Below are 24,717 nucleotides of genomic sequence, written 5' to 3'. Positions count from 1 at the left end.
AGGCGATGAGGGGTCACGATGCGTTGAGCGGGCGTGTCCGCGCTCAACTTCCCCCATCGAGCGGCGCGTCGAGAGCCGCCTGGAGGCGCGCGAGATCGTCGGGAAGCGCGCTTTCGAACAGCATGAAGTCGCCGGTGGCCGGATGCTCGAAACCTAGCCGGAAGGCGTGCAGCGCCTGCCGCCCCAGCGCGTCCAGCCGGTCGCTGGCCTCCGGGCCGAGACGGTTCGCCCGGGTGCGCTGGCCTCCGCCATAGACCGCGTCGCCCAGCAGCGGATGGCCGATATGGGCCATGTGGACGCGGATCTGGTGCGTGCGGCCGGTTTCCAGCCGGCACTCGACGAGCGAGGCGACCGGGCGGCCCTGCGTGTCCGGGTAGCTTTCCAGGCGCTGCCAGTGGGTGATGGCGAAACGGCCGTTCGTGCGCACCGCGATGCGCTCGCGTGAGACCGGATGGCGCGCGAGCGGCGCGTCCACCGTACCGCTCGGCAATTCCGGCACGCCCCAGACGAAGGCGAGATAGGCGCGCTCCAATGGGCCGCTGCGGCCGTGATCGGCGAACTGCGCCGCGAGAACTTTGTGGGCGCGGTCGTTCTTGGCGACCACCATGAGGCCGGACGTGTCCTTGTCGAGCCGGTGGACGATGCCGGGCCGCCGCACCCCGCCGATGCCGGAAAGGCTTGTCCCGCAATGGAACAGCAGTGCGTTGACCAGCGTGCCGTCGGGATTGCCGGGCGCGGGATGGACGACGAGGCCGGCGGGCTTGTCGATGACGATGAGGTCGTCGTCCTCGTGGACGATGACGAGCGGGATATCCTGCGGCACCGGCTCGGCGGGCTCGGAGGCGGGCACCTCCACGGTGAAGCCCTCGCCGGGGCTCACCTTGGCCGAGCCGCCGGTGACGGGGCGGCCGTCGCGCAGCACCTTGCCGTCGGCGATCAGCGCCTGCAGCCGGGTGCGGCTGAGCTCGGGCAGATGGCGTGCCAGCACGCGATCGAGCCGAAGCCCTTCATCCTCCGGCCCGGCAATGATATCGACGCGCGTCGCGGCCGCCTCGGGCGCGATCTCGTCCATATCCTCATTCAGTTCGTCCGGTGCCGGCATGACCTCTCCTGATACAGACGACGAAAAGCTCGATCCGGCCGCCGAGCGCGTGCTGCGCAAGCTGCGCGGCTTCGCCGCCTTTTCCGGCCTGCTGATGGCTTTCGGCTTCCTCGCCCTGTTCGGTGCCATCGGATACAGGGTCGTGACGGGTTGGAAAAGCGCGCCGGTGGAGATCGCCGGCACGATTCAGCTTCCCAGGGGGGCGAATGTCCGCTCGGCGGTCGTTTCCGGCGACATGATCGCGGTGACTCTGGAGCGGGACGGTCTGGTCGAGACGCGCTTCTTCGACCTTGCCTCGCGCGCCCCCCGCGGCGTTCTGGGTTTCGCCAGCGAGCCGTAAGGCGGCGGTATGCCGGCCATCCCGCGGGGGCGGACAGCGCCGCTGGTGAAAATCCACCGGGATGAGCGTGCGCCGCCCTTGATCCCGCTGCCGAATGGCTCTAAGAGACCGGCCTGCCTAGATGCGCCCATCGTCTAGCGGTCAGGACGTCGCCCTCTCACGGCGAAAACCGGGGTTCGATTCCCCGTGGGCGCGCCACCCATCTGAGAAAAGCGTTTCTATTGCTTGTTTTCATGGGTGGTTTGCCATTCGGTTTCGGCATGGTTTGCCACTAATCCGTTCCTGACTTGTTTCCTTCCCCGTGGGCGCGCCATTCCGTGCGTGGTGCCGGGATGAATGCCGTGGCCGGCGGGTAGATCCCCTTCTCAGCATCGTCTTTCGTGAGCCGCGATCCGTTCGGCGCGTTGCCGGCATCCGCGACAGGTTTCGGGTGTGGTCGACCTCAGAAGATGAAGTCGACGGAGGTCAGCAGCCAGCAGCCTCGTGCCCACTCGATTCGGTTGCCCGAGGCATCCGCGTTGATCGAGCTGGTGCGGAAGACCGGCGTGCCGGGGGTGAGCTGAAGCAGCTGCGCTTCCTCGGCGGTCGCGAAGCCTCCGCTGATGCGGGTCTCGACGCGTCGGTACTTCTGGATTCCGTGCGCCACGAAGACGTCGGTCACCGATTGACGCCGCGAATACACCACCTCGAAGTCCGGCAGCAGATCCGCCGGAAAGACCTTGGTGCTGATGTAGATCGGCTGGCCGTCGGCGCTGCGCACGCGCCGCAGCCGGATTGCCGGCGCGCCGGCCTGGAGCCGCAGCTCGGCGGCCATTTCCGGATCCGCCGGCTCCCGCTCCAGAAAGAGCGTCTGGGTGCCGACCGCCTTGCCGTCGGCGCGCAGGCTTTCGGCGAAGCGGCTGCCGTCGCGCACGACCAGTGCCGACGGCAGGCTGCGCACGAAGACGCCGACCCCCTTGCGCGAGGTGAGATGGCCCTCCTGCTGGAGCTGCTGAAGGGCGCGGCGCAGCGTGATGCGGGTCACGCCGAGCTTCTCGGCGAGGTGGATTTCACCGGGAAGCTGGCTGCCGGCCCGCAGGCAGCCGCTGTCGATCAAGGCCAGGATGTAGTCGTAGATCTGTTGCCAGATCGGCGTGTCGCTCCGTGGACGGAAGACGAGGCCGTCGAAGCCGGATACGTCGCCCGACCGGGCGGGCTGGGACCGAAGGCTCGTATTCACGCTGTCACTCCGCCGCGCTCGCGAGGGTGGGTACCGGGAGGCGATCGATCGCCCGGCTAGCATAGACGATTTTGCCGGCGACCATCGTCGCCACCACCTGCGGGTGCGCCATGTCGCCGGCGTCGACCAGGATGAGGTCGGCGCGGTGACCTTCGCCGAGGCTGCCGCGATCCCGCAGCCGCGCCACCCGGGAAGGGTTGCCGGAGACGAGCGGCCAGATGGCGGCCAGCCGGTCCGGCGCGCCGTCGGCCAGCTTGAAGGCGGCATGCAGCGGGGAGGGGTAGTGATAGTCGCTGGTGAGGACGGTGCAGAGGTCCCGGCGGATCGCGTCGGTCGCGTCGAGGGCGCCGTTGTGGCTGCCGCCGCGCACGACATTGGGAGCGCCCAGGATGACGTCCTCGCCCGCCGCGCGGGCAGCTTCGGCGGTTTGCAGCGTCAAGGGAAACTCGGACGACACCGCGCCCAGCGCGCGGAAGCGCAGGCGCTCCTCGGGGGAAGCCTCGTCATGGGCGAGCAGGACGTTGCCGTGCGCGCGCGCGGCGGCGGTCATGGCCTCGATCGCCATGGGAACCTCGTCCCGGCGGCTCCACACATGGTCGAGCAGGGCCATGTATCCCTCGCGGCTGAGGCTCGAGCGTTCGGCCATCTGGCCGATCTTGCGGGCGATGCTGCCCTTCAGCACCGATCCGGTCGTGTGGTCGTTGAGGGCGAGGATGGGGGAGGGAGACAGCTCCAGCCACCGGATCACCTGCGCGGCCTCGTCCAGCGCGAAGGTCTCCCAGCGCAGATGCAGGCGCGTGTCGCAGCTCAGCGATCCCCGCAGGTCGATGAGCATGCTCACGAAAGCCCGCGCGGCGTCGAGGGAACGAAGGCCCGGCTCCCAGGAGATGGTGACGCCGTGGAACGCCGTGGTGATCCCGTTGGCGACGAGCTGGCGGTCGGTGTCGCGCAACGCCAGCTTCGTGTCGAAGCGCACGCCGGGACGCGGCATGATGTGACGCTCGAAGGCGTCCCCATGAAGGTCGACGATGCCGGGCAGGATCAGCAGCCCCGAGGCGTCGAGGGCCGGCGCTCCGGCGCCGCCGTCCGGCGCGAGGGTCGCGCCGGCGATCGCGAGCGGGGCGTCGCTCCAGCGACCGTCGATCAGTGCCAATCCGTTCTCAATCCGCCAAGCCATTGCCGTTCACCTGCTGACCCACCGTCACGAACCCGTCATCTGCTGTATATACAGATAATCAAACAACGATATTCCTGTCTATACAGCAAGAGGCAGAAAATGTTTCGCACGCTCGTTCCCGCCCTCGCCATCACGCTGGCGACGGCATTCTCGGCGATGGCCGAACCGGTCCGTTTCGCGGTGACGGACATCGAGGGGCTCGAGGCGCTCCAGCAGGAGTTCGGCGGCTTCCAGAAGGCGCTGGAGGAGAAGACCGGCCTCGATATCGAGCTGATCCCGGTCAGCTCCCGCACGGCGGCGGTGGAGGCGATGAATGCCGGCCACGTCGAGCTCGTCCTCACCGGCCCGGCGGAATACGTCGTCATGAAGCAGCTCAGCGATCCGCGGATCGTGGTGGCGTGGCAGCGTCCCGACTATTTCGCTCAGGTCGCCGTGCTGGCGAACGGTCCCATCCGCACCTTGAACGACCTCAAGGGCAAGAAGATCGCCTTCGGGGCGGTCGGCTCGACCTCGCAGCATCTCGGTCCGGCCCAGGCGCTGGCGGATCAGGAGCTGATCTACGGCAAGGACTATGAGGGTGTGATCATCGCCCGCAACGTCGCGGCGGAAGCCCTCATCCGTGGCGACATCGCCGCCATCGGCCTGAACTTCGGCCACCTCAATTCGATCCGCAAGGCTTTCCCGGACGCCGCCTTCGCGGTGGTGGCCCGCGGCCGCGATCTGCCGAACGACATCCTCGTGGCGCGCAAGGACGTTCCTGAAGAGGTGTTCGTGAAGGTCCGCGAGGCGTTCCTCAAGCATGGCAACGAGCTGATGGGCGCGGTGCTGATGGGCGAGGACAATCAGAAGTTCAAGGGCGGTGTCTTCATCACCGACGTGAAGGACAGCGACTACGACTACGTGCGCTCGATGTACCGCACGATCGGCATCGAGAGCTTCGGCTCCTTCGTCGAGTGATCTTCCCGCCGGACGCCGGATGGGCCGCGCGCCCCTCCGGCGTTCCGGTCGCGCATGGCCGTTTCCCGGCAGTTCACCAGATCGTCGACCGATGGAGGCCGCCATGGAGCATGTTCCGGTGCAGAAGACCGACGGGCCTCGTCCGGGTGGTCCTCTGATCGCGCCGCTGGCAAGGGCGCCGGCACCGTCTTCCGGTCCCCCGATCATCCGCACGCACGGTCTCGCCAAGACCTATCCCAACGGACAGGCGGTGTTTGCCGGCATCGAGCTCGATATCCGCGCAAACCAGCGCGTCGCGCTCATCGGTTCCAACGGGGCGGGCAAGTCCACTCTGCTGAAGTGCCTTATCGGCCTTCTTCCCTCCACCGGCGGCGAGATCGCGACGCTGGGCGAGCGCTTCACCGCCGTGCCCGGCCCCGCGCAGATGAAGCGCCTGCGCCGGCAGATCGGCTTCGTGTTCCAGAACCACGGGCTCGTCGGGCGCCAGTCCGTGCTGACCAATGTGGTGCAGGGCAAGCTCGGCCTGCCGGGCAGCTGGCGCGCCTGGCATCAGGGGCATCGCCCCGCGTGCATGGCGCGAGGAGGCGATGCAGGTGCTCGCCGAGGTGCGTCTCGCCGACAAGGCGGGCGCCCGGGCCGATCAGCTGTCCGGCGGTCAGGCCCAGCGCGTCGCCATTGCCCGCGCCCTGATACGCCGTCCGAGGCTCCTGATCGCCGACGAGCCGGCGGCGAGCCTCGATCCGGCGGTCGGGCGCGACATCATGCGCATCTTCTCCGATCTCGCCGGCGAGCACGGCATCACCCTCGTCTACACGACACACGACATGCAGCACGCGCTCGACTATTCCGACCGCATCGTGGCGCTGAAGGGCGGCAAGGTGCATTTCGACCGGCCCACCGCGCGGGTCTCCCACCGCGAGATGGATGGCGTGTTCCATGGCTAGCACGACCTCGACGGCGTCTCTCCCCTCGCGCCTGCCCTCGATCTCGCCGCTGTCCTTCACGCTGATCGTCGCCGTCGGCGCCCTGTTCCTCGCCTCGATGGGGCAGGTGGCGCCGTCGCCTGAAAAGCTGGCGGCCGGCGCGCCGCGCATGGCCGAGCTGGTCGGGCGCATGCTGCCGCCCAATTCCGATCCGGCGTTCCTCCAGCGCATGGGCTGGCGCATCCTGGAGACGCTGCAGATCGCGCTCGTCGGCACGGTGTTCGGCGTCATCGCCAGCCTGCCGATGGGCTGGCTGGCGGCGCGCGGCATCTCGCCCCTCGGCGCGCTGCGTCATCTCCCGCGCGCGCTGATCTCGCTGTTCCGCACCGTGCCGGACCTCGTCTGGGCGCTGCTGTTCGTATCGACGCTGGGCCTCGGGGCGGTCGCCGGCACCATGACCATCGTCGTCGACACGATCGGCTTCTGCGGCCGCTTCTTCGCCGAGGCGATGGAGGAGGCGGACAAGAAACCGCAGGAAGCGCTCCACGCCATCGGCGCCAACCGGGTGACGGTGCTGTGCGGGGCGGTCCTGCCGGACGTCATGCCGACGCTGATCAACTCATCGCTCTTCGCGCTGGAAAAGGCGGTGCGCTCCTCGGTGGTGCTCGGCCTCGTCGGCGCGGGCGGAATCGGTCAGGAGCTGAAGGTCGCGTTCGACCTGTTCCAGTACAGGAACGCCTCCGCGATCATCCTGGCGATCTTCGTCATCGTGCTGGCGATGGAGTTCCTGACCGACCGTCTGCGCGCGCGCTTCCAGTAGCGCCGCGACGCCGCGCGCTGGGCGAACGTGTCCGCCCTGCGCTTCCGTTCCCTCACGGGCAGCGCGAGAGGATGCGGTTGGTCGCGGCGGTGACGCCGTCGAGCGAGAAGACGTAGCTCGTCTCGTTGCCGCGCGCGGAGGTGGCGGTGATCGCCATTTCGGCGCCGCTGCGCATCGCCTGCAGGAAGGCGGGCTCGCGCTCCGCGCGGTGCAGCCAGGCGCCCTTTCCTTCCGTGAACAGGGTGAAGGTGTCATCGCCGATGCTGGCGACCACCCTGGAACCCTCCGCGAGATCATAGCCGGTCTGCAGGCTGACCTGCGTCCGGGACTGGCGGCTTTCCTTCGCGGTGACGAAGAACGCCACCTCGCCGTGATCGAGATGCGTCGGCCGGGCCGTCGAGGGCCAGCTGACGGCGTAGCATGTCGGCTTGCCGTCGACTTTGTAGGCGTAGGCTCCCCAGTCGTCGAACTTTCCCATTTCGGTAACCTGAGCAGCCCCCACTTCCACGTTGGCGAAGATCAGCATGCTGAGGGCAACGGCGGTCCGTCCGATCATTGGCCTTGCTACTCCTTTTCCGGATTGAGGTCGCGCGAGCCTTTTCGATGCGGCCTAACAGGAGGTTAACCGCACGGTGCGCGTCCGCCCCGCGCGGGGGCGCCGGCGCCGGGCTCACCTCTCGCGCCGGAACACCATGCCGCCGTGATGCAGCGTGTCCGCGTCGACGAACGTGCCGTCGGCGGTGAAACCGGTGTCGTCCCAGTAATCGACATGGTTTCCGCGCACTTCGTAGCGTCCCTGATAGGCGCTCTGGCGGCTGCCGCGCGCCTCGTCGTAGCGGCCGTTCGGCAGCAGTTCATGGCGGACATGGCCGTCGAGAGTTACCCACATACCGACATAGGGGTGGCTTTGTGCGGGCCGGGAGGGGGATGAAGAATGCGTGATCATCTGGGCGCCGGATCTGTCGATGGGGGGAAGGAGCGTGCCGGTGGCGAGCGCGATCAGGAGCATGGGCAGCCGGCGTGCAGGCCCGTGCCGCGCCTTGGCCATGGGTGCGGCGCATGGGCGCCGCTTCCCGGTTGTCGTGGCGGCGGCAACCGCGTGCGGCGGGGCGTGGACGGACATCCGTCTTGCCCTCACATGCCGCCGGCCGGGCGCACGACGATCTCGCTGACATCGACGTCGTCTGGTTGCTCGATCGCGTAGCGCACCGCCCGGCCGATCGCGTCGGGCTGCAGCGCGATGGCGCGAAAGCTCTTCATCGCCTCGGCCGCGACCGGGTCGGTGATGGTGTCGGCGAGTTCGCTCTCGACGACGCCGGGATGGATGCAGGTGACGCGGATATGCCTGTTCTCCTGCCTGAGCCCGTCCGAGAGCGCGCGCACCGCGTATTTGGTCGCGCAGTAGACGGCGGCGGTCGGCGAGACCTGCAGCGCGCCGATCGAGGCGATGTTGACGACGTGGCCGGAACCCCGCTGCGTCATCTCCGGCAACACGGCGGCGATGCCGTAGAGCACGCCCTTGATGTTGACGTCGATCATGCGGTCCCATTCCTCGACCTTCAGCGACGTCATGAGCGAGAGCGGCATGACGCCGGCGTTGTTGACGATCACGTCGACGCGCCCGAAGCGTTCGCGCGCCGCATCCGCGAAACCCGCGACGTCGGCGCGATCGGTCACGTCGAGGCGTCGGACGAGAACCTCGCCGCCGATCTCGCGGGCCAGCGCGTCAAGGCGTTCCGTGCGACGGGCGCCGAGCGCCAGCCGGGCGCCGGCCTTGCCCAGTTCGCGGGCGATGCCCGCCCCGATGCCGCTGGAGGCGCCGGTGATCAGCACGACCTTTTCCAAAGCCATCTCGTTTGTCTCCTCTGCTGCTCCGGGCCGGAGTTGGCGGGAAGATAGGGGCATGGCATTGTCGCGATAAGACGCCTTCAGATATACGAAATGGAAAGTCATACTAACCAATGAGCCTCGACCTGAACGCGCTCGCGGTCTTCATGCTGGTGGCGGAGGAGAAGAGTTTCCGCGCCGCCGCGGACCGGCTCGGCGTGACCCGCTCCGCCGTCAGCCAGACCATGGCGCGGCTGGAGGCGACGATGGGCATCGCGCTCGTGCGGCGTACCACGCGGAGCGTCAGCCTGACGGAAGCGGGCGAGCGGCTCGCGGTTTCACTGGCTCCGGCAATCGCCGATATCCACGCCGCGGTGGAGAGCGCCGGCAGCCTCGGCCGGCGCCCGCGCGGCCAGCTGCGTCTGGCGGTCTCGTCGATCGCCGAGACCTTCCTGGCCGGGCCGCTGCTCGCCGGCTTCGCCGGGGCCTATCCCGAGATCCAGCTCGACATCACCGTGACGGATGAGGAATTCGATATCGTGGCCGAGGGCTACGATGCCGGCGTCCGGCTCGGCGAGGTGATCGCGCAGGACATGATCGCCGTCCCTGTTTCGGGCGAGCAGCGCCAGTCCGCCGTGTGCGCGCCGGCCTATCTGGAGCGCGCCGGCGTGCCGAAGCATCCCGGCGACCTCGTCGGTCATCGCTGCATCGGCTGGCGGCCGGCGCCGCGCGTGGCGCCCTATCGCTGGGAATTCGGCGTGGACGGCAGGGAGTTCGCGGTTGAAGTCGCTCCCGAGATCACCACCAACGACATGGCGCTGATGATCAAGCTCGCCGTCGCCGGCGCGGGCATCACCTTCGGCATGGAGGAGAGCTTTCGCGCGGAGGTGGAGCGTGGCCGTCTGGTGCCGATCCTGGAAGAGTTCTGTCCCCGCTTCGCCGGCTTCTATCTCTACTATCCCAGCCGCCGCAATCTCGCGCCGAAACTGCGGGTGCTGACCGATCACCTGCGTACGGCTCGCAGCGGCATGAGGGGCTAGAGGCGGGCGCCGCCGCTGCGAGCACTGCCTCCGCCTTCCAGCCGCGCCGCCGGTCGCCGATGTTCGAAGGACATCAGTTCGTCGCGGGTGAGAGCGCCTCGTCGAGTGCCGCCTGAGCCGGCCAGCCTGTGGTCATCCCCGCGAGGATTTCGGACGAATGCTGCCCGAGCAGCGGCGCCGGGCCCATCGGCAGCGTTCCCGAGCCGAGGAAGTGCACCGGCTGCGACACCAGCGGAATCGTCCCCGCCGTGGGATGGGCGACGGTGCGGATGAAGCCGCGCGCCTTGGCGTGGACGCTCTCGATCATCTGGTCGACCGACAGGATGGGCGAGGCCGGCACCTGTGCCGCTTCGAGCGCGGCCACCGCCTCGGCGACGCTGCGCGCCCGGCTCCACTGCTCCAGTATCGCCTTCAGTTCGGCCTCGTTGGCCTTGCGCGCGATGTCGGTGGCGAAACGCGGGTCCCCGGCCAGCTCCGGCCGCCCGATCGCCGCGGCGAGCCGGGAGAAGAGCGCGTCATTGGCCACCGCGATGATCAGGTGTCCGTCCGCGGCGGCGAAGCTGTCGAGCGGCGCGCTGATCGGATGGGCGTTGCCGATGCGCCCGGGCACCTCGCCGGTGAACAGATACTGGGACAGGGCGGTGATCATGATCGCGACGATGGAATCCACCATGGCGATGTCGAGATGCTGCCCGCGTCCGTCCCGGTTGCGTCCGTGCAGCGCGGCCAGGATCGCCCAGGTTCCCTGCAGGCCGGCGATCAGGTCGCCGATCGATTCACCCACCCGGTTGGGCGCCGAGCCGGCCGGGCCGTTGACGCTCATGATGCCGCTCATCGCCTGGGCGATGATGTCGTAGGCCGGCCGGTGCGACAGCGGCCCTTCCTGGCCGAAGCCGGAGATGCTGGCATAGACCAGCTTCGGGTTGATCGCCGCCAGCGTCTCGTAGTCGATGCCGAGGCGCCGGGCGACGCCGGGCCGGAAGTTCTCGACCACGACATCCGCCTCGCGCGCCAGCGCGTGGACGGTGCACCGCCCTTCCTCGCTCTTGAGGTCGAGCACCAGCGAGCGCTTGCCTCGGTTGATCAGCAGGAAATAGGCGCTCTCGCCCCCCACGCGGGGCGCGAAGTGGCGGGCATCGTCGCCTTCCGGGCTCTCGATCTTGATGACGTCCGCGCCGGCATCGGCCAGCAGCGCCGTGCAGAACGGGCCGGCCAGCATGCGGGAAAAGTCGAGCACGCGCAGCCCGGCGAGCGGCGGGGGCAGGTGGGTCATCGTCAGGTCTCGTCGCAAAGGGGAAGAAGGCAGGTCACATCGGCCAGCGTCTCGATCCGGCCGAGCCGGTCGAGCAGGCCGGCGGCGGCGGCCGGTGTCGTCACGCTTGCGGCGCAGTCGAGGAACTTGGCCGCAAGCGCCTGGTCGGAGAGCGGGTCGGCCGCCGCGCCGCGCGGAAAGGCCCGGAAGCCCTCGAGCCGCCGCCCGTCGCGCAGAAGCAGCGTGACATGCGCGCCCTCGGGCGCGGCGCGCCGGGCCGCCTCGTCCCAGCGCTCGCCGGTCTGCATGCTGATCCGTGGCAACAGCCGGGCGAGAGCGGGATCGGCGAGCACGGCGTCGTCGAGATGGCGCAGCCTTACCTCGCCGAACAGCAGCGTCGCGGCGATGGCGAAGGGCATGCTGAACTGCGCCTGCTGGCGGTTCGCCGGCAGGTCGTAGATGAGATTGGCGATCACCACCGGCGGCACGTCGCAGGCGATGTGCACGATCTCGCCCGGCTCGACGCCATGGGTCCGCGCCAGCTCGTCCACGACGTCGACCGCCGCGTGCGAGGAGAGGCACACCGGGATGCGCTTGACGTCGATGCCGGGCTCGAGAAGCCGCCACGTCCGGCCCAGCGTCGCGAAGGCTTCGTCCTCCCGCACGCCGCCGTTGAACAGGCCGGCGAAGCCGCGCGGATGCTCGACCGCGTCGAGCGGTCCGCTCACGCCGGCCCGCGCCATGAGCGCCGCCGTCACGCCCGCCTCGGCGGCGCGGCCGGCGAGCACCGGCTTGGCGTCGGTGCCGAAGGCGGCCTTGGCGCCCCCGGTGCCGGCCAGCGCGATGCCGATCGCCGCCCTGGTCGCCCGGGCGTCGAGCCCATAGAGGCGGGCCGCGGCGACGCTGGCGCCCACCGGCCCGAGCACCGCCGTGGTCCACCAGCCGCGCTCGTACAGCGCCATGGTCATGCCGGCGCCGAGGGCGTACTCCGCCTCCGAGCCGGCGACGATCGCCTCGATCAACGCGGCCCCCGACGCGCCGACGCTCTGCGCCACGGCGAGCGCGGCCGGCACGATCACCGCCGAGCCGTGCACGACCCCGGCATAGCAATTGTCGTCGAAATCCAGCGCATGGGCGGCGGTGGCGTTGGCCGCCGCGGCGCAGGGCGCGGCGAGACGCGCGGCGGAGCCGAGAAGCTGCGCCTCGCCCACCGCGCCGATGTCGGCCAGCACGCCGCGCGCGCGGCGGGCGACCGGGGTCGCCGACCCCGCCAGGGCGACGCCGAGCGTGTCGATCAGGCAGTTGCGGGCGACCCGCCGCACCGGCGCCGGCACATCGCCGGGGCGCAGGCCGCAAGCCCAGCGGGCCATGCGCTCGATGGCGGTCGCCGGTCGCTCCTCCATGGGCGGCTAGCCTCCGGCGGCCGGCGGCGCGCCGAAGGTCCGCAGCCCTTCGCGCTCGACGGTCGCCAGCGCCTCGTCATAGCCGGCATCGGCATGGCGGAACATCGCCACCGAGGAATCGTTGGCCAGCACCCGGCTGAGGCGGCGCGCGGCGTCCTCGCTGCCGTCCGCCACCACCGCGAAGCCGGCATGCTGCGAATAGCCGATGCCGACACCGCCGCCATTGTGCAGCGACACCCAGGTCGCCCCGCTGGCGCAGGAGACCAGCGCGTTGAGCATCGGCCAGTCGGCCACCGCGTCGGAACCGTCCAGCATGCCCTCGCTCTCGCGGTTGGGGCTGGCCACCGAGCCGGAGCTGATATGGTCGCGGGTGACGATGATGGGGGCGCCCACCTCGCCGGAGGCGACCATCTGGTTGAGCGCCAGCCCCGCCGCGACGCGGTCGCGCAGGCCCATCCAGTAGCTGCGCGAGGGCAGTCCCTGGAAGCGGATGCGCGTCTCCGCCATGTCGATCCAGCGCGCGAAGCTGGGGTCCTCGACGATGCCCTTCAGCTTGCGGCTGGAGACGAGGATGTCCTGCGGGTCGCCGGAAAGCGCGATCCAGCGGAACTGCGTCCGGCCCCGGCAGAATTGCGGGCGGACATAGGCCGAGATGAAGCCGGGGAAGGCGAAGGCCTCTTCCACCCCGACATCCCGCGCCATCTGGCGGATGTTGTTGCCGTAGTCGAACACCGGAATGCCGCGCGCCCGGAATTCCAGCATCGCGCGCACCTGCCGGGCCATGGTCTGCTTCGCGGCGGCGATGACGGCCTCCGGCTCGCTGTCGCGCCGGCGCTCCCACTCGGCGATCGTCCAGCCGGCGGGAATGTAGCCGTAGAGCGGGTCGTGCGCCGCCGTCTGGTCGGTCACGAGATCGGGGAGCGTGCCGCGCGCGAGGATCTCCTCATAGACCTCGGCCGCATTGCCCAGCAGGCCGATCGAGACCGCCTTGCCGGTGCGCTTGGCCTCGGCCAGCAGGGCGAGGGCCTCGTCGAGGCTCGCGGCGCGGCGGTCGAGATAGCCGCCCTCCATGCGCCGCTCGATGCGCTCGGCGCGCATGTCGACCGCCAGCACCGAGCAGCCGGCCATGACGCCCGCCAGCGGCTGCGCGCCGCCCATGCCGCCGAGCCCGGCGGTGAGCAGCCAGCGGCCGGAAAGATCGCCGCCATAATGCTGGCGGCCGGCTTCCACGAAGGTCTCGAAGGTGCCGCCGATGATCCCCTGGCTGCCGATATAGGTCCAGGAGCCGGCCGTCATCTGGCCGTACATCATGAGCCCGCGACGCTCCAGCTCGTCGAAGACCTCCTGCGTCGCCCAGCGGCCGACGAGGTTGGAATTGGCGATCAGCACACGCGGCGCATCGGCATGGGTGCGGATGACGCCGACCGGCTTGCCGGACTGCACCAGCAGCGTCTCGTCATTGTCCATCGCCTTCAGCGTGGCGACGATGCGGTCGAAGGATTCCCAGTTGCGCGCCGCCCGTCCGCGCCCGCCATAGACGACGAGGTCCTCGGGACGCTCGGCGACCTCGGGGTCGAGATTGTTCATCAGCATGCGCAGCGGGCCTTCCGTCTGCCAGCTTCGCGCGTTCAGGGTGGAACCGCGCGGGGCGCGCACGACGCGGCTGTTCTTGGAAATGCTGATGTCGGAGGTGGTCACGCAAGGCTCCCCGATGAGGGGCCACCCGAAGGCGGCCGGCAGGCTTACCGGCGGGACCATAGGGGCGACAGAGAATGAATTGTACTAATGAATTTTCATAATCTGGATAAGATAAACTAATTCAGATCGGGATCGGGCGTGCGGTCGCGGAAATAGTCCTTGGCCGTCTCGACGAAGGCTTCGGCCGCCCGCGTCATGGGCGAGCGGGCGGAGGAGCCGATGATCACGCGCTGCGGCGGCACGATCTCGACCAGCGGCCGGCACACCAGCGGCAGCCCGTCATGCGAGCGGTCGCCATAGGGGCGCGTCACCAGCACGCTGTTGCCCAGCCCGTGCGCGACCATGCCCCGCAGGGTCGGCAGCGAGGTGCAGCGGATCAGCTGCTCGGGCATCACGTCGGCGATGCGGAACAGCGACAGGAAATAATCGCGGCTGTGGGGAAGATCGATGAGCACGAAGGGCTCGACGGCGAGGTCGCGCAGCGAGACGCGGTCCTGCGCCCCCAGCGGGTGGCCCTCCGGCAGCAGCGCGTAGGGGCGGTGGGCGCCGAGCGGGATGCGGACCATCTCGCCCATCGTGTCGATCTCGTAGAGCAGCGCGATCTCGATGGCGCCGTCGTCGAGGTCGCGATGAAGCTGGTCGAGCGTCGCCTCGCGCATGCGCACCCGCACCTTGGGATGGGCGGCGCCGAAGGCGCGCATCAGGCCGGGCGCATAGGCGGGGGCGAGGGTCGAGAAGACGCCGATCTCCAGATCGCCGATCAGCTCGTCGTCCTCGCCGGTTCCCATCACCGCCTGGCCGTGCGCCAGCAGGTGGCGCACCTCGGCGAGCTTGCGCCGGCCGAACGGGGTGAGGTCCACGCCCTGCGCATGGCGGCGGACGAACAGCTTCTGTCCGAAGGCCTGTTCGAGCTGGCCGATGGCGACGGACACCGCCGGCTGGGAGACGTGCAGCGTCTCGGCGGCGCGCAGCGTGCTTCCGGCCTCGGCGGTGGCGACGAAGTAGGAGAGCTGTCGCCAGGAGATGTGGAGGGCCATGGATAAGCTTTTTTAATTCAGAATATGAATAGCGAATATTTTTATTATTCCGAACAGGGCGTCAAGCTTGGATCAGTGTTCCTGTTCCGAGCGTGCCATGGACCCTTTCTGCTCCGCCGACGACCTCGCCATCGCCGACGCCATCGAGCGTTTCGCGGCGGAACGGATCGCCCCGCGTGCCTACGCCATCGATGCCGGGGCGCTGTTCGCCGGCGAGCATGTTCCCGCGCTCGCCGAGATCGGCCTCATGGGCATGAACCTGCCGGAGCAATGGGGCGGGGCCGGCGTATCGGCGGTCGGGCTCTATCTCGCGGTGGAAGCGCTCGCCGGAGCCTGCGCTTCCACCACTTCGATGCTCACCGCCCACTTCCTGGCGACCGATTCCATATTGATCGGCGGCGATGACGGGCAGCGCGCCCGCTGGCTGCCGGAAGCCGCCGCCGGCACGGCCCTCGGCGCCTTCGCGCTGACCGAGCCCCGCGCCGGCTCCAACCCCGCGGACATGCGTACCCGCGCCACGCGGGAGGGGAAAAATTACCGGCTCGACGGCACCAAGCACTTCATCTCCAACGCGGCGCATGCCCGCTTTCTGGTCGTCTTCGCGCTGACCGATCCCGGAGCGGGCGCGCGCGGCGTCAGCGCCTTCGTGGTCGACCGGGACACGCCGGGCCTGAGCGTCAGCTCGCCCGAGCCCACCATGGGCCTGCGCGGCGGTCACGTGTTCGAAGTCACCTTCGACGGTTGCCTCGTTCCCGCCGAGCGGCGGCTGGGGGAGGAGGGCACGGGGTTCCGCACCGCCATGAAGGTGCTGGACAATGGTCGGGTGGAAGTCGCCGCCACCTCCACCGGAATCGCCGCCGCCGCGTTGAAGGCGGCGCGGGAGTGGGTGCAGCAGCGCGAGGTCGACGGCGCGCCGATCGCCCGGTTCCAGGGGCTGCAGTGGATGCTGGCCGATATGGCGACCGAGCTCGACGCGGCGCGCCTTCTCGGGCTGCGGGCCGCCCATCTGCGCGCAAGGCACGGGCGCTTCTCGCAGGAGGCGGCCATGGCCAAGCTGTTCGCGGCGGAGGCGGCGGGACGCATCACGGACGCGGCCCTGCAGATCCACGGGGGCTATGGCTACTCGCGCGACCTGCCGCTGGAGCGGCTGGTGCGCGACGCGCGGATCATGCGGATCTACGAGGGCTCCTCGGAAATCCAGCGCAACATCATCGCCCGCACGCTGCTCAAGTGAGGTCCCGGTGATGCAGCTCTCCGCCACTGTGCCATCGCCGGGACCGGGAAGCTGCTCACCGCAAAGGCAGAAGGTCGCTCAATTCTGGTTCATTTTGGATCAAACAGTTCATAATCTATGCATATTGAAACATTCGTTGCAAAGCTTGTTCGGGCGTCCTAGCCTCGGCGTCATGAAGCACGCTGACTTCGTGACGAAGGTGAAGCACCAGTTCGACGCGCTGCCCGGCCAGATCCGGATCGCCGCCGAGTTCGTGCTCGATCATCCCCAGGACGTGGCGCTCCTCTCCATGCGCGAGCAGGCACGCCGTGCCGGCGTGCCGCCCGCCACCATGACGCGCTTCGCGCAACACCTTGGGCTGGCCGGCTATGACGAGGTGCGGGCCATTCATGCGGCCGCCATCCGCGAGGCGCCGGAGGCGTATAGCGGGCGCGCGCAGAGCCTCGTCTCCCGCCACCGCGAGGTCGGCGTCGCCGGCGTGGCCTCGGAAATGACGGCGCGCCTGTCCGGTCATCTCGCCGATATCGGCGTGCCGGCCTCGGTGAGGCGGCTGGTCGACGCCGCGCAGCAGATGGTGCAGGCGCGGCACATCTACTGCCTCGGCCACCGCTCGTCCTTCCCGGCGGCGTTCCAGTTCAATTATCTGCTGTCCTTCTTCGACACCCGCTCGACCCTGCTCGACGCGACCGGCGGCATCGGTCATCCGGGGATGCTGAATGCCGGGGAGGGGGATGTGCTGCTCGCCATCTGCTACTCCCCCGCCGCGCGCCATGTGGTCGAGACGGTCGCGTTCGCCCGCCGCCAGGGCGTCCACGTCATCGCCATCACCGACAGCGAGACGAACCCCATCGGGCGGCTGGCGAACCTCACCCTGCTGGCGTCGAGCCAGTCGCCGTCCTTCTTCGATTCCATCACGCCGGCGGTGGCCGTGTGCGAGACGCTGGTCGCGCTGATCGCCGGCCTGCATCCGGGCGATGTGCCCTCCGCCGTCGCGCGCTCGGAGGAGAAGCTCTGGGATCTCGGCGTCTGGTGGCGACCGGACGATCCGCTCCCGCCCTCGCATCCCGAAAAGACCAGACCGAAAGGGAGGGCCGGGTGATGGACACGCAGACACCCCGCTACAACGCCTACATGCCGTCGGCCGGCATTGCGAGCTTCCTGCGCTCGCCGATCTGCGAGGATTTCTCGAAGGTCGAGGCGGACGTCGCCGTTCTCGGCATTCCCTATGATTGCGGCGTCGGCTACCGGCCCGGCACGCGCTTCGGGCCGCGCGAGATCCGCAACCAGTCGACGCGCTACGCCTCCTGGGGCACCGGCAACGCCGCCGGCTACTGGGACGTGAACCAGAAGAAGCGCTTCCTGAGGGATGTCTCGATCGTCGATTGCGGCGACGTCGACATCACCTATTTCGACATCGCCGCCAACATGGCGAAGATCACCGAGTCCGTCTCGGCGCTGCTGGCGCGCGGGGCGCTGCCGGTCATCCTCGGCGGCGACCATTCGGTGACCTTCCCGAACGTGCGCGCCTTCGCCCCGCTCGGCCCGATCGACATCGTCCACATCGACGCCCACATGGACTGGCGCGACGATATCGCCGGCGTGCGCTTCACCAATGCGAGCCCGCTGCGCCGCTCCAAGGAGCTGCCCTTCGTGCGCCACATGGTGCAGCTCGGCATCCGCGACGTGCGCACCCGCGAGAGCGACTACGCCGACGCGACCGCGCAGGGCGTGCAGATCGTCACCCGCGAGGACATCCGCGAGAGGGGCGTGGCGGCGGTGCTGGGCGCGATGCCGGAACTCGGCAACGTCTTCGTCACCATCGACATTGACGGCCTCGACCCCTCAATCGCGCCGGGCACCGGCTCTCCGACCGTCGACGGGCTGCTCTACCACGAGGTGCGGGCGCTGCTGCAGGGCGTGGCGGCGCGGGGCAACGTGGTCGGCTTCGATCTGGTCGAGGTCAATCCCTTCATCGACGTCGAGGGACAGACCAGCCTCCTCGCCACCACGCTGATCCTCGAATTCCTCGGAGCGATCTTCGCGGCCCGCGGCCGCTGAAGCATACCCGGCGCCCAGCGCGGCGCCGGCGAAATACCAAAAAATATCAAGAACATAAAAACCAGAAGGAGTTGGGAATGAAGAAGCGAATTATCGGTGCCTTAGGGGCCGCGGCCGTCAGCCTTGCCGCGCTGATGGCCCCTGCCATGGCGGACGGCAATCTGCGTGTCGCCATCCCCGCCAACCTCAACACGCTCGACGCCGCGAAGACCAAGCTCGGCGAAGAGTACATCATGAACTTCCTCGTCTTCAGCGGGCTGACCGAGGTCGACGGCAAGGGCGGCGTGAAGCCCGACCTCGCCGAAAGCTGGACCAAGAGCGACGACCAGAAGACCTGGACGTTCAAGCTGCGTCCGGGCGTGAAGTTCCACGACGGCCGGCTGCTCGAGGCCGAGGACGTCAAGGCCACCATCCAGCGCATCCAGGACAAGTCCACCGGCTCCACCGCGCGGGTGAATTTCGACATCGTCGAGAGCATCGAGACGCCGGACAAGCAGACCGTCGTCTTCAAGCTGAAGATTCCCTATTCCGGCTTCGCCGAGCTGTTCGGCGACCGCCAGGTCCGCATCCTGCCGCGCGACAAGTTCGATACCGTCGCCACCAGCCCCGTCGGCACCGGCCCCTTCATCTTCAAGTCCTTCACGCCGGGCGACCGCGTGGAGCTGGTGAAGAACCCGGACTATTTCGTCGCCGGCGAGCCGAAGCTCGATGCCATCACCCTCCGCATCATGCCGGAGAGCGCCGCGCAGATCGCCGCCCTGGAGACCGGGGACATCGATCTCGTCTGGAACCTGCCGCTCGAATCCATCGATCAGATGAAGAAGAACCCGGACGTCGTCGTCGACTCGACCCCGACCTCGACCTGGGACGGGCTGATCATGAACGCGGCGCAGAAGCCCTTCGACGACAAGCGGGTGCGCAAGGCGATCCTGATGACCCTCGACAAGCCGGCCCTCGTCGAGGTCGCGCTCTACGGTCAGGGCACGCCGACCCACACGATGATCCCGCCGTCGCATCCCTACTTCAACAAGGACCTGCCGATCTCGACCCCGGACATCGAGGGCGCGAAGAAGCTGCTGGCCGAAGCGGGCTATCCGAACGGCTTCGAGGCGACGCTCTACGTGCCGGTGGGCCGCCCCACGCGCGAGCGCCTCGGCATCGCCGCGAAGGAGCTGCTCGCGCCGATCGGCATCAAGGTCGATCTGCAGCGCGTGCCGTGGGACAAGTTCGTGAAGGAGATCGAGGGCAAGGCCGCGTTCTACACGGACGGCTTCTTCAGCCGCCCGACCATCGACACCTCGATCTATCCGTTCTTCCACTCGACGGGTTCGTGGAACACCCAGCTCTGGAACTACAAGAACCCGGAGATCGACAAGGTTCTGGACGACGCGCGCGCCGCCAAGACCGAGGAAGAACGGGCGGCGCTCTACAACAAGTTCCAGGCTCTCGCCGAGGACGATCCGGCCGGCGCGATCCCCTACGTGCTCAATCACGTCAATGCCTACCGCAAGAACGTGAAGGGCTTCTCGTCCAGCCCGATGATGTGGCTCGATCTGCGCGAGACCACCATCCAGTGAGCTGAAGGCCGTTCGGCCGGCTCGCTCTTCCTGACGCGCCCGGCGCCATGCCGGTCCCGGGCGCGTTCACGCCCTCCTTTCGTCCGGTGCCTTCGCTGGAAGCGCGCCCTCACATGCGGATGACCGATGGCCATCTACGTGATCAAACGGTTGCTCGGCATCGTCGCGATCCTCGCGGTCATGTCCGTGCTGGTGTTCGCCATCACCCAGGTGATGCCGGGCAACGTCGCGAACATCCTCGCCGGGCAGTTCGCCGACGACGCCACCATCAAGGCCATCGAGCACAAGCTCGGCCTCGATGCGCCGGCCTATGTGCAGTACTGGCGCTGGGCCGGCGGCGTGCTGAGCGGCAATCTCGGCAATTCCATCATCATGGAGCGTCCGGTCGGCCCGCTCATCTGGGAGGCGTTCAAGTCGTCGGCGCTGCTCGCCATCCTCGCCTTCATCATGGTGGCCGTGTTCGGCATCCTGCTCGGCGTCATCGCCGCCATCCGGCAGAACAGGTTCGCCGATCACGCGGTGTCGCTGTTCTCCTATGTCGGCGTGTCGGTGCCGGAGTTCTTCTGGGCCATCGTCGCCATCATCGTCTTCGCGCGCTATCTCAACTGGCTGCCGAGCGGCGGCGCGGGGAATATCTCCCAGGGGTTCTGGGTCTGGGCTTCGCACCTCGTGCTGCCCGTGCTCACGCTGACCCTGACCCTCATCGCCCATGTGTCGCGGCTCACGCGCTCCAGCATGATCGAGACGCTGCGCTCCAACTATGTGCGCAACGCCCGCGCCAAGGGATTGCCGGAGAAGGTGATCATCCGCCGGCACGCTCTGCGCAACGCGCTGCTGCCCACCATCACCGTGCTCGCCATCGATGTCGGCTGGCTGCTGGGCAACATCGTGGTGGTGGAGGCGGTGTTCTCCTATCCCGGCATCGGGCGCCTGCTGCTGTTCGCCATCGAGCGGCACGACCTGCCGCTCATCCAGGCCGGCATCCTGCTGATCGCGGCGGTCTACTGCTTCGCGAACCTGATCGCCGATCTCCTCTATGCCTATTTCAACCCGAAGATCCGCTATGGCCATGCCGAAAGCTGAAACCGCGCAAAGCGCGGCCGCACGCCCGCGACGGCTATGGCCTCGTGGTCTCAATGGAAAGCTCGTGATCGGCAGCGCCGTTCTGCTGCTGCTGATCGTCGTCGCCGTCGCGGCACCCTGGATCGTGCCCTACCGCTTCGACGAGATGAGCATCCTCAATCGTCTCAAGCCCCCGAGCCTGCGCAACTGGCTCGGCACCGACGAGTTCGGGCGCGACGTCTTCAGCCGGACACTGATCGGCGCGCGGCTGTCCCTGCTGATGGGCTTCGCCGCCACCGCCGTCAGCCTCGCCATCGGCGTGCCGCTGGGCCTGTGGGCCGGCTACCGGCGCGGCCGGGTGGACGAGATCGTCATGCGCTCCACGGACGTGCTGCTGTCCTTCCCGCCCATCATGCTCGGCCTGCTGCTGCTCGCCGTCACGCCGCCCTCGCTGTGGAAGATGATCGTGGCGGTGGGCATCGTCTATGTGCCGAGCACGGTGCGCCTGACGCGCAGCGTCACCCTCGACCTCGCGGGTGAGGAGTTCGTGCAGGCGGCGCGCGCCCGTGGCGAGCGCACTTCCTACATTCTCCACGCGGAGATCCTGCCCAATGCCTGGCCGCCGATCATGGTGGAGGCGAGCCTGCGCGTGACCTTCGCCATACTGCTCGGCGCCGCGCTGTCCTTCATCGGCCTCGGCGCCCAGCCGCCCAGCTCGGACTGGGGCCTCATGATCGCCGAAGCCCGCCCCCTCATCGACCGCGCGCCCTGGGTGGCCATCGCGCCCGGCATCGCCATGGGCATCACGGTCATTGCCGTGAACCTGCTCGGCGACGGCCTGCGCGAGGCGCTCGACCCGCGCATGCACCGGAAAGGTGGCTGATGACCGCTCCCCTCCTGACCCTCGACAATCTGACCCTGGCCTACCAGACGGGCCGCGGCACGCTGCGGGCGCTGAATTCCGTCAGTCTCGGCGTCGGCGCGGGCGAGACGCTGGCGGTCGTGGGGGAGTCGGGCTCCGGCAAGAGCTCGATCGCCTTCGCCACCATGGGCCTGCTCGGCCCCGAGGCCGCGATCAGCGGATCGATCCGTTTCGACGGCACCGAGCTTGTCGGCCTCGACGAGGCGTCGCGTCGCGACCTGCGCGGCCGGTCGATCGGCATGGTGTTCCAGGATCCGTTCACCTCGCTCAACCCGAGCCTGCGCGTTGGCGAGCAGGTGGCCGAGCCGCTGGTCTATCATCAGGGCCTGACGCGTCCGGCCGCTCTGGAGCGGGCCATCGCGGCGCTGGGCGAGGTGGGACTGCCGAGCCCGCGTGAACTGGCCTCGGCCTATCCGCACCAGCTCTCGGGCGGCATGCAGCAGCGCGTGCTGATCGCCAGCGCCATCGTCTGCGATCCGCGCATCCTCATTCTGGACGAGCCCACCACCGCGCTCGACGTGACGGTCGAGGCGCAGATACTCGACCTGCTCGACCATCTGCGGCGCAGCCGTGGGCTGGGCATGCTGTTCATCACCCACAATCTGGGCGTGGTGAACCGCATCGCCGACCGGGTCTGCGTGCTCTACGCCGGGCAGGTCGTCGAGATCGGGGCCAAGGAGGCGGTGCTCGGCCGCTCCTCCCATCCCTACACCAAGGGGCTGCTCGCCTCGCTGCCGCAGCTTTCCGCGCAGGGGCGCAGCCAGCGCATCGCGCCGATCCCCGGCCGCTTTCCGGATCTGGTCGATCCGCCGCCGGGATGCATCTTCGCCCCCCGCTGTCCGTTCGCCGAGGAAAAGTGCGCCGCCCCGCAGGCGCTGACCGTGGACGAGACCGGCAGCGGCGCCCGCTGCTGGAAGAGCGACCGGCTGCCCGGCTGGCCGCAGGCCGACACGGCCCCCCGCGTGGCGCAGCCGGCCGGGGCAGGGGAAGAGCCGCTGCTGCGCGCCGAGCATCTGGTCAAGCGCTACCGGCGCGGGCGCATCGGCGGCGGCATCGCGTGGACGCGGAAGTTCGGCGTCCTGCCGTGGCCCGAGGTGCGCGCCGAGATTGTCAACGCGGTGGACGACATCTCCATCGATGTCCGGCGCGGCGAGACGCTCGGGCTGGTCGGCGAGAGCGGCAGCGGCAAGTCCACGCTGGGCCGCACGGTGCTGCGCCTCATCGATCCCTCCGCCGGGCGCCTGCTGTTCGAGGGCGTCGACGTCGCGGCGGCGCCGGCGGATGATCTGCAGGACCTGCGCAAGCGGGCGCAGATCGTGTTCCAGAACCCGGATTCCTCGCTCAATCCGCGCCGCAAGGTCGGCGACGCCATCGCCCGTGCCGTCGCGCTGCAGACCAACGTGCCCCGCGAAGGGCGCCGCGCCCATGTCGAGGACCTGCTCGACCGGGTCGGGCTGCCGCGCTCCTACTATGATCGCTACCCGCACCAGCTCAGCGGCGGCGAGAAGCAGCGGGTCGGCATCGCACGCGCGCTGGCGACGGGGCCGGACTTCATCGTCTGCGACGAGCCGGTCTCCGCGCTCGACGTCTCCGTGCAGGCCACGGTTCTCAACCTGCTGGACGAGCTGCGCGACGACCTGAAGCTCTCCTACCTGTTCATCTCGCACGACCTGTCGGTCGTCGCCTACATCGCCGACCGCATCGCGGTGATGTATTCCGGCCGCATCTGCGAGATCGGCGACGCGAAGGACGTGCTGTCGCCGCCCTATCACCCCTACACGCAGGCCCTGCTCTCCGCCGTGCCGCTCGCTACCCCGGGAGCGGAGAAGAGCGAGCGTATCCGGCTGCGCGGCGACCGTCCTCCATCGGAGGGCGAGCGCTCGGGCTGCGTGTTCCACACACGCTGCCCGCGCGCGCTCGGCGACATCTGCGCTACCTCGACGCCACCGTTGCAAGAGCCCCGCCCCGGCCACCGCATCGCTTGCCATCTGCCGCTCGACGAGCTGATGCGCGCGCCTTCCGCGCTGCCGACCGCCGCCGAATGATTTCCCGCGAGCGGGAAGCCGCTCGTTCAAGCCTGAGGATGTGATCCGATGAGTGCCCGCCTGACTACCCCTCCGAAGCACGGCCATAAGAGCCTCCTCTATTCCGAGGTCGTGGACGACCTCGATAACCTCAAGGCCGACATCGCCGTGCTCGGCATTCCCTATGGCTCCGCCTATACGATCGAGGAAGTCAGCAACGACCAGTCCAATGCGCCGACGGCGATCCGCCAGGCCTCGGACCGCGCCGTGCGCGCCCTGGAGCGCTACGACTTCGACATTGGCGGCCCGCTGCTGATGAACAAGCCGATCCGCATGGTGGATTGCGGCGACGTCATCAACGACCCGCGCGATCTCGGCATGAGCTACCGCAACGCCGAGGCCGCCGTGCGCAAGATCCTGAAGGCTGGCGCCCTGCCGATCATCCTCGGCGGCGACCATGGCATTCCGATCCCGGTGCTGCGCGCCTATGACGATCAGGAGGGGCCGATCACCCTCGTCCACATCGACGCGCATCTCGATTGGCGCAACGAGGTCAATGGCGTGACGGACGGCTATTCGAGCCCGATCCGCCGCATCTCCGAAATGGACCATGTGAAGGACATCTTCCAGATCGGCATTCGCGCCCAGGGCAGTGCCCGGCAGGAAGAGGTCGACGCCGCCTATGCCTACGGCGCCAACATCATCACCGCCTACGAGCTGCACGATGTCGGCATGGACGCCGTTCTGGAGCGCATCCCCGCCGGTGGGCGCTACTACATCACCATCGATGCGGACGGCATGGATCCGTCCGTGATGCCCGCCGTGAACGGCCCCGCGCTCGGCGGCGTGACCTATCACCAGGCGCGCAAGCTGATCCACGGCCTCGTCAACAAGGGGCGTGTGGTGGGCATGGATCTCGTCGAGATCACGCCCGCCAAGGATGTGAACCGCATCTCGTCGATCGCGGCCTGCCGCCTCTTCGTCAACCTGATCGGCGCGACCATCAAGGCCAGCTATTTCGACCGCTGAGCATCGGGAGCCATCG

The 24,717-nt window shown here is 68.7% G+C and carries 23 protein-coding genes, 1 tRNA gene and 1 pseudogene; 15 read left to right on the top strand and 10 right to left on the bottom strand.

The genetic code is table 11. The features are described 5' to 3' along the window. Positions 1-43 precede the first annotated feature (43 nt). Positions 44-1,102, bottom strand: coding sequence for an RluA family pseudouridine synthase (locus STARVERO_RS11075; protein ID WP_159598888.1), 1,059 nt, complete (start codon positions 1,100-1,102; stop codon positions 44-46). Here STARVERO_RS11075 and STARVERO_RS11070 point away from each other — a divergent pair. After that, on the top strand, positions 1,101-1,442 hold the full coding sequence (locus tag STARVERO_RS11070) for a hypothetical protein (RefSeq protein WP_144342091.1): 342 nt from the start codon (positions 1,101-1,103) through the stop codon (positions 1,440-1,442). The genes STARVERO_RS11075 and STARVERO_RS11070 overlap by 2 nt on opposite strands. 123 nt (positions 1,443-1,565) lie before the next feature. Then, positions 1,566-1,640: transfer RNA gene (locus tag STARVERO_RS11065), tRNA-Glu, on the top strand. Positions 1,641-1,884: 244 nt separating this feature from the next. Here STARVERO_RS11065 and phnF read toward each other — a convergent pair. After that, a complete protein-coding gene (gene phnF, locus STARVERO_RS11060) occupies positions 1,885-2,661 on the bottom strand; it encodes a phosphonate metabolism transcriptional regulator PhnF (protein WP_244616735.1) in 777 nt (258 codons plus the stop codon). Between the two features lie 4 nt (positions 2,662-2,665). Further along, positions 2,666-3,814, bottom strand: a complete 1,149-nt coding sequence (locus STARVERO_RS11055) for an alpha-D-ribose 1-methylphosphonate 5-triphosphate diphosphatase (RefSeq protein ID WP_244616734.1) — start codon at positions 3,812-3,814, stop codon at positions 2,666-2,668. Between the two features lie 123 nt (positions 3,815-3,937). Here STARVERO_RS11055 and STARVERO_RS11050 point away from each other — a divergent pair, with 123 nt between their 5' ends. From STARVERO_RS11050 to phnE, 4 genes and pseudogenes are all read left to right on the top strand, one after another. After that, a complete protein-coding gene (locus STARVERO_RS11050; RefSeq protein WP_159598885.1) occupies positions 3,938-4,795 on the top strand; it encodes a PhnD/SsuA/transferrin family substrate-binding protein in 858 nt (285 codons plus the stop codon). A gap of 19 nt (positions 4,796-4,814) precedes the next feature. After that, positions 4,815-5,276, top strand: a pseudogene (locus STARVERO_RS23695) (ATP-binding cassette domain-containing protein); the annotation flags it as partial. 106 nt (positions 5,277-5,382) lie between these two features. Next, positions 5,383-5,739: an ATP-binding cassette domain-containing protein gene (locus STARVERO_RS23690; protein WP_280178120.1), complete on the top strand. Its 357-nt coding sequence runs from the start codon at positions 5,383-5,385 to the stop codon at positions 5,737-5,739. After that, entirely contained in the window at positions 5,732-6,538 is an 807-nt protein-coding gene (gene phnE / locus STARVERO_RS11040; protein WP_244616733.1) for a phosphonate ABC transporter, permease protein PhnE, read from the top strand. Before STARVERO_RS23690 ends, phnE begins: the two co-directional genes overlap by 8 nt. 52 nt (positions 6,539-6,590) lie before the next feature. On the opposite strand, the gene STARVERO_RS11035 is transcribed toward phnE, so the two are convergent. From STARVERO_RS11035 to STARVERO_RS11025, 3 genes are all read right to left on the bottom strand, one after another. Further along, entirely contained in the window at positions 6,591-7,094 is a 504-nt protein-coding gene (locus tag STARVERO_RS11035) for an invasion associated locus B family protein (protein ID WP_159598883.1), read from the bottom strand. Between the two features lie 114 nt (positions 7,095-7,208). Further along, positions 7,209-7,586 carry an Atu4866 domain-containing protein gene (locus STARVERO_RS11030; protein WP_159598882.1) on the bottom strand — a complete coding sequence of 126 codons (378 nt, stop codon included), beginning with the start codon at positions 7,584-7,586 and terminating at the stop codon, positions 7,209-7,211. Between the two features lie 86 nt (positions 7,587-7,672). Beyond that, positions 7,673-8,389: an SDR family oxidoreductase gene (locus STARVERO_RS11025; RefSeq protein ID WP_159598881.1), complete on the bottom strand. Its 717-nt coding sequence runs from the start codon at positions 8,387-8,389 to the stop codon at positions 7,673-7,675. A 110-nt stretch (positions 8,390-8,499) separates the two neighbouring features. On the opposite strand from STARVERO_RS11025, the gene STARVERO_RS11020 reads away from it, so the two are divergent. Beyond that, positions 8,500-9,405: a LysR family transcriptional regulator gene (locus tag STARVERO_RS11020; RefSeq protein WP_159598880.1), complete on the top strand. Its 906-nt coding sequence runs from the start codon at positions 8,500-8,502 to the stop codon at positions 9,403-9,405. Between the two features lie 73 nt (positions 9,406-9,478). Here STARVERO_RS11020 and STARVERO_RS11015 read toward each other — a convergent pair whose 3' ends face one another. From STARVERO_RS11015 to STARVERO_RS11000, 4 genes are all read right to left on the bottom strand, one after another. Continuing rightward, positions 9,479-10,678, bottom strand: coding sequence for a CaiB/BaiF CoA transferase family protein (locus STARVERO_RS11015; protein ID WP_159598879.1), 1,200 nt, complete (start codon positions 10,676-10,678; stop codon positions 9,479-9,481). 2 nt (positions 10,679-10,680) lie between these two features. Then, positions 10,681-12,060, bottom strand: a complete 1,380-nt coding sequence (locus STARVERO_RS11010) for an MmgE/PrpD family protein (protein ID WP_159598878.1) — start codon at positions 12,058-12,060, stop codon at positions 10,681-10,683. A gap of 6 nt (positions 12,061-12,066) precedes the next feature. Beyond that, positions 12,067-13,743 (bottom strand): urocanate hydratase, encoded by a 1,677-nt coding sequence (gene hutU, locus STARVERO_RS11005; protein ID WP_422802174.1) that lies wholly within the window; start codon positions 13,741-13,743, stop codon positions 12,067-12,069. 131 nt (positions 13,744-13,874) lie between these two features. Beyond that, positions 13,875-14,795, bottom strand: a complete 921-nt coding sequence (locus STARVERO_RS11000) for a LysR family transcriptional regulator (RefSeq protein ID WP_144342103.1) — start codon at positions 14,793-14,795, stop codon at positions 13,875-13,877. A 97-nt stretch (positions 14,796-14,892) separates the two neighbouring features. Between STARVERO_RS11000 and STARVERO_RS10995 the strand changes: the two genes are divergently transcribed. The 8 genes from STARVERO_RS10995 (at position 14,893) to STARVERO_RS10960 (ending at position 24,701) form a co-directional block, all read left to right on the top strand. Further along, the gene (locus tag STARVERO_RS10995) at positions 14,893-16,029 is read left to right on the top strand and encodes an acyl-CoA dehydrogenase family protein (protein WP_159598877.1); all 1,137 of its coding nucleotides are present in this window, start codon (positions 14,893-14,895) and stop codon (positions 16,027-16,029) included. 172 nt (positions 16,030-16,201) lie between these two features. Further along, the gene (locus tag STARVERO_RS10990; protein ID WP_159598876.1) at positions 16,202-17,128 is read left to right on the top strand and encodes a MurR/RpiR family transcriptional regulator; all 927 of its coding nucleotides are present in this window, start codon (positions 16,202-16,204) and stop codon (positions 17,126-17,128) included. Beyond that, on the top strand, positions 17,128-18,087 hold the full coding sequence (gene speB / locus STARVERO_RS10985; RefSeq protein ID WP_159598875.1) for an agmatinase: 960 nt from the start codon (positions 17,128-17,130) through the stop codon (positions 18,085-18,087). Before STARVERO_RS10990 ends, speB begins: the two co-directional genes overlap by 1 nt. 77 nt (positions 18,088-18,164) lie before the next feature. Next, a complete protein-coding gene (locus tag STARVERO_RS10980) occupies positions 18,165-19,664 on the top strand; it encodes an ABC transporter substrate-binding protein (protein ID WP_159598874.1) in 1,500 nt (499 codons plus the stop codon). A gap of 126 nt (positions 19,665-19,790) precedes the next feature. Further along, positions 19,791-20,747, top strand: a complete 957-nt coding sequence (locus STARVERO_RS10975; RefSeq protein WP_144342108.1) for an ABC transporter permease — start codon at positions 19,791-19,793, stop codon at positions 20,745-20,747. Positions 20,748-20,811: 64 nt separating this feature from the next. Beyond that, on the top strand, positions 20,812-21,609 hold the full coding sequence (locus tag STARVERO_RS10970) for an ABC transporter permease (RefSeq protein WP_200837777.1): 798 nt from the start codon (positions 20,812-20,814) through the stop codon (positions 21,607-21,609). Further along, positions 21,609-23,693 (top strand): dipeptide ABC transporter ATP-binding protein, encoded by a 2,085-nt coding sequence (locus tag STARVERO_RS10965; protein ID WP_159598873.1) that lies wholly within the window; start codon positions 21,609-21,611, stop codon positions 23,691-23,693. The genes STARVERO_RS10970 and STARVERO_RS10965 overlap by 1 nt, the downstream gene beginning before the upstream one ends. A 48-nt stretch (positions 23,694-23,741) precedes the next feature. Then, positions 23,742-24,701 (top strand): agmatinase, encoded by a 960-nt coding sequence (locus tag STARVERO_RS10960; RefSeq protein ID WP_159598872.1) that lies wholly within the window; start codon positions 23,742-23,744, stop codon positions 24,699-24,701. Positions 24,702-24,717 lie beyond the last annotated feature (16 nt).

This window comes from Starkeya nomas, from assembly GCF_902703545.1.
Classification (GTDB): Bacteria; Pseudomonadota; Alphaproteobacteria; order Rhizobiales; family Xanthobacteraceae; genus Ancylobacter; species Ancylobacter moscoviensis.
This window is presented reverse-complemented; position numbering and strand designations above follow the sequence as displayed.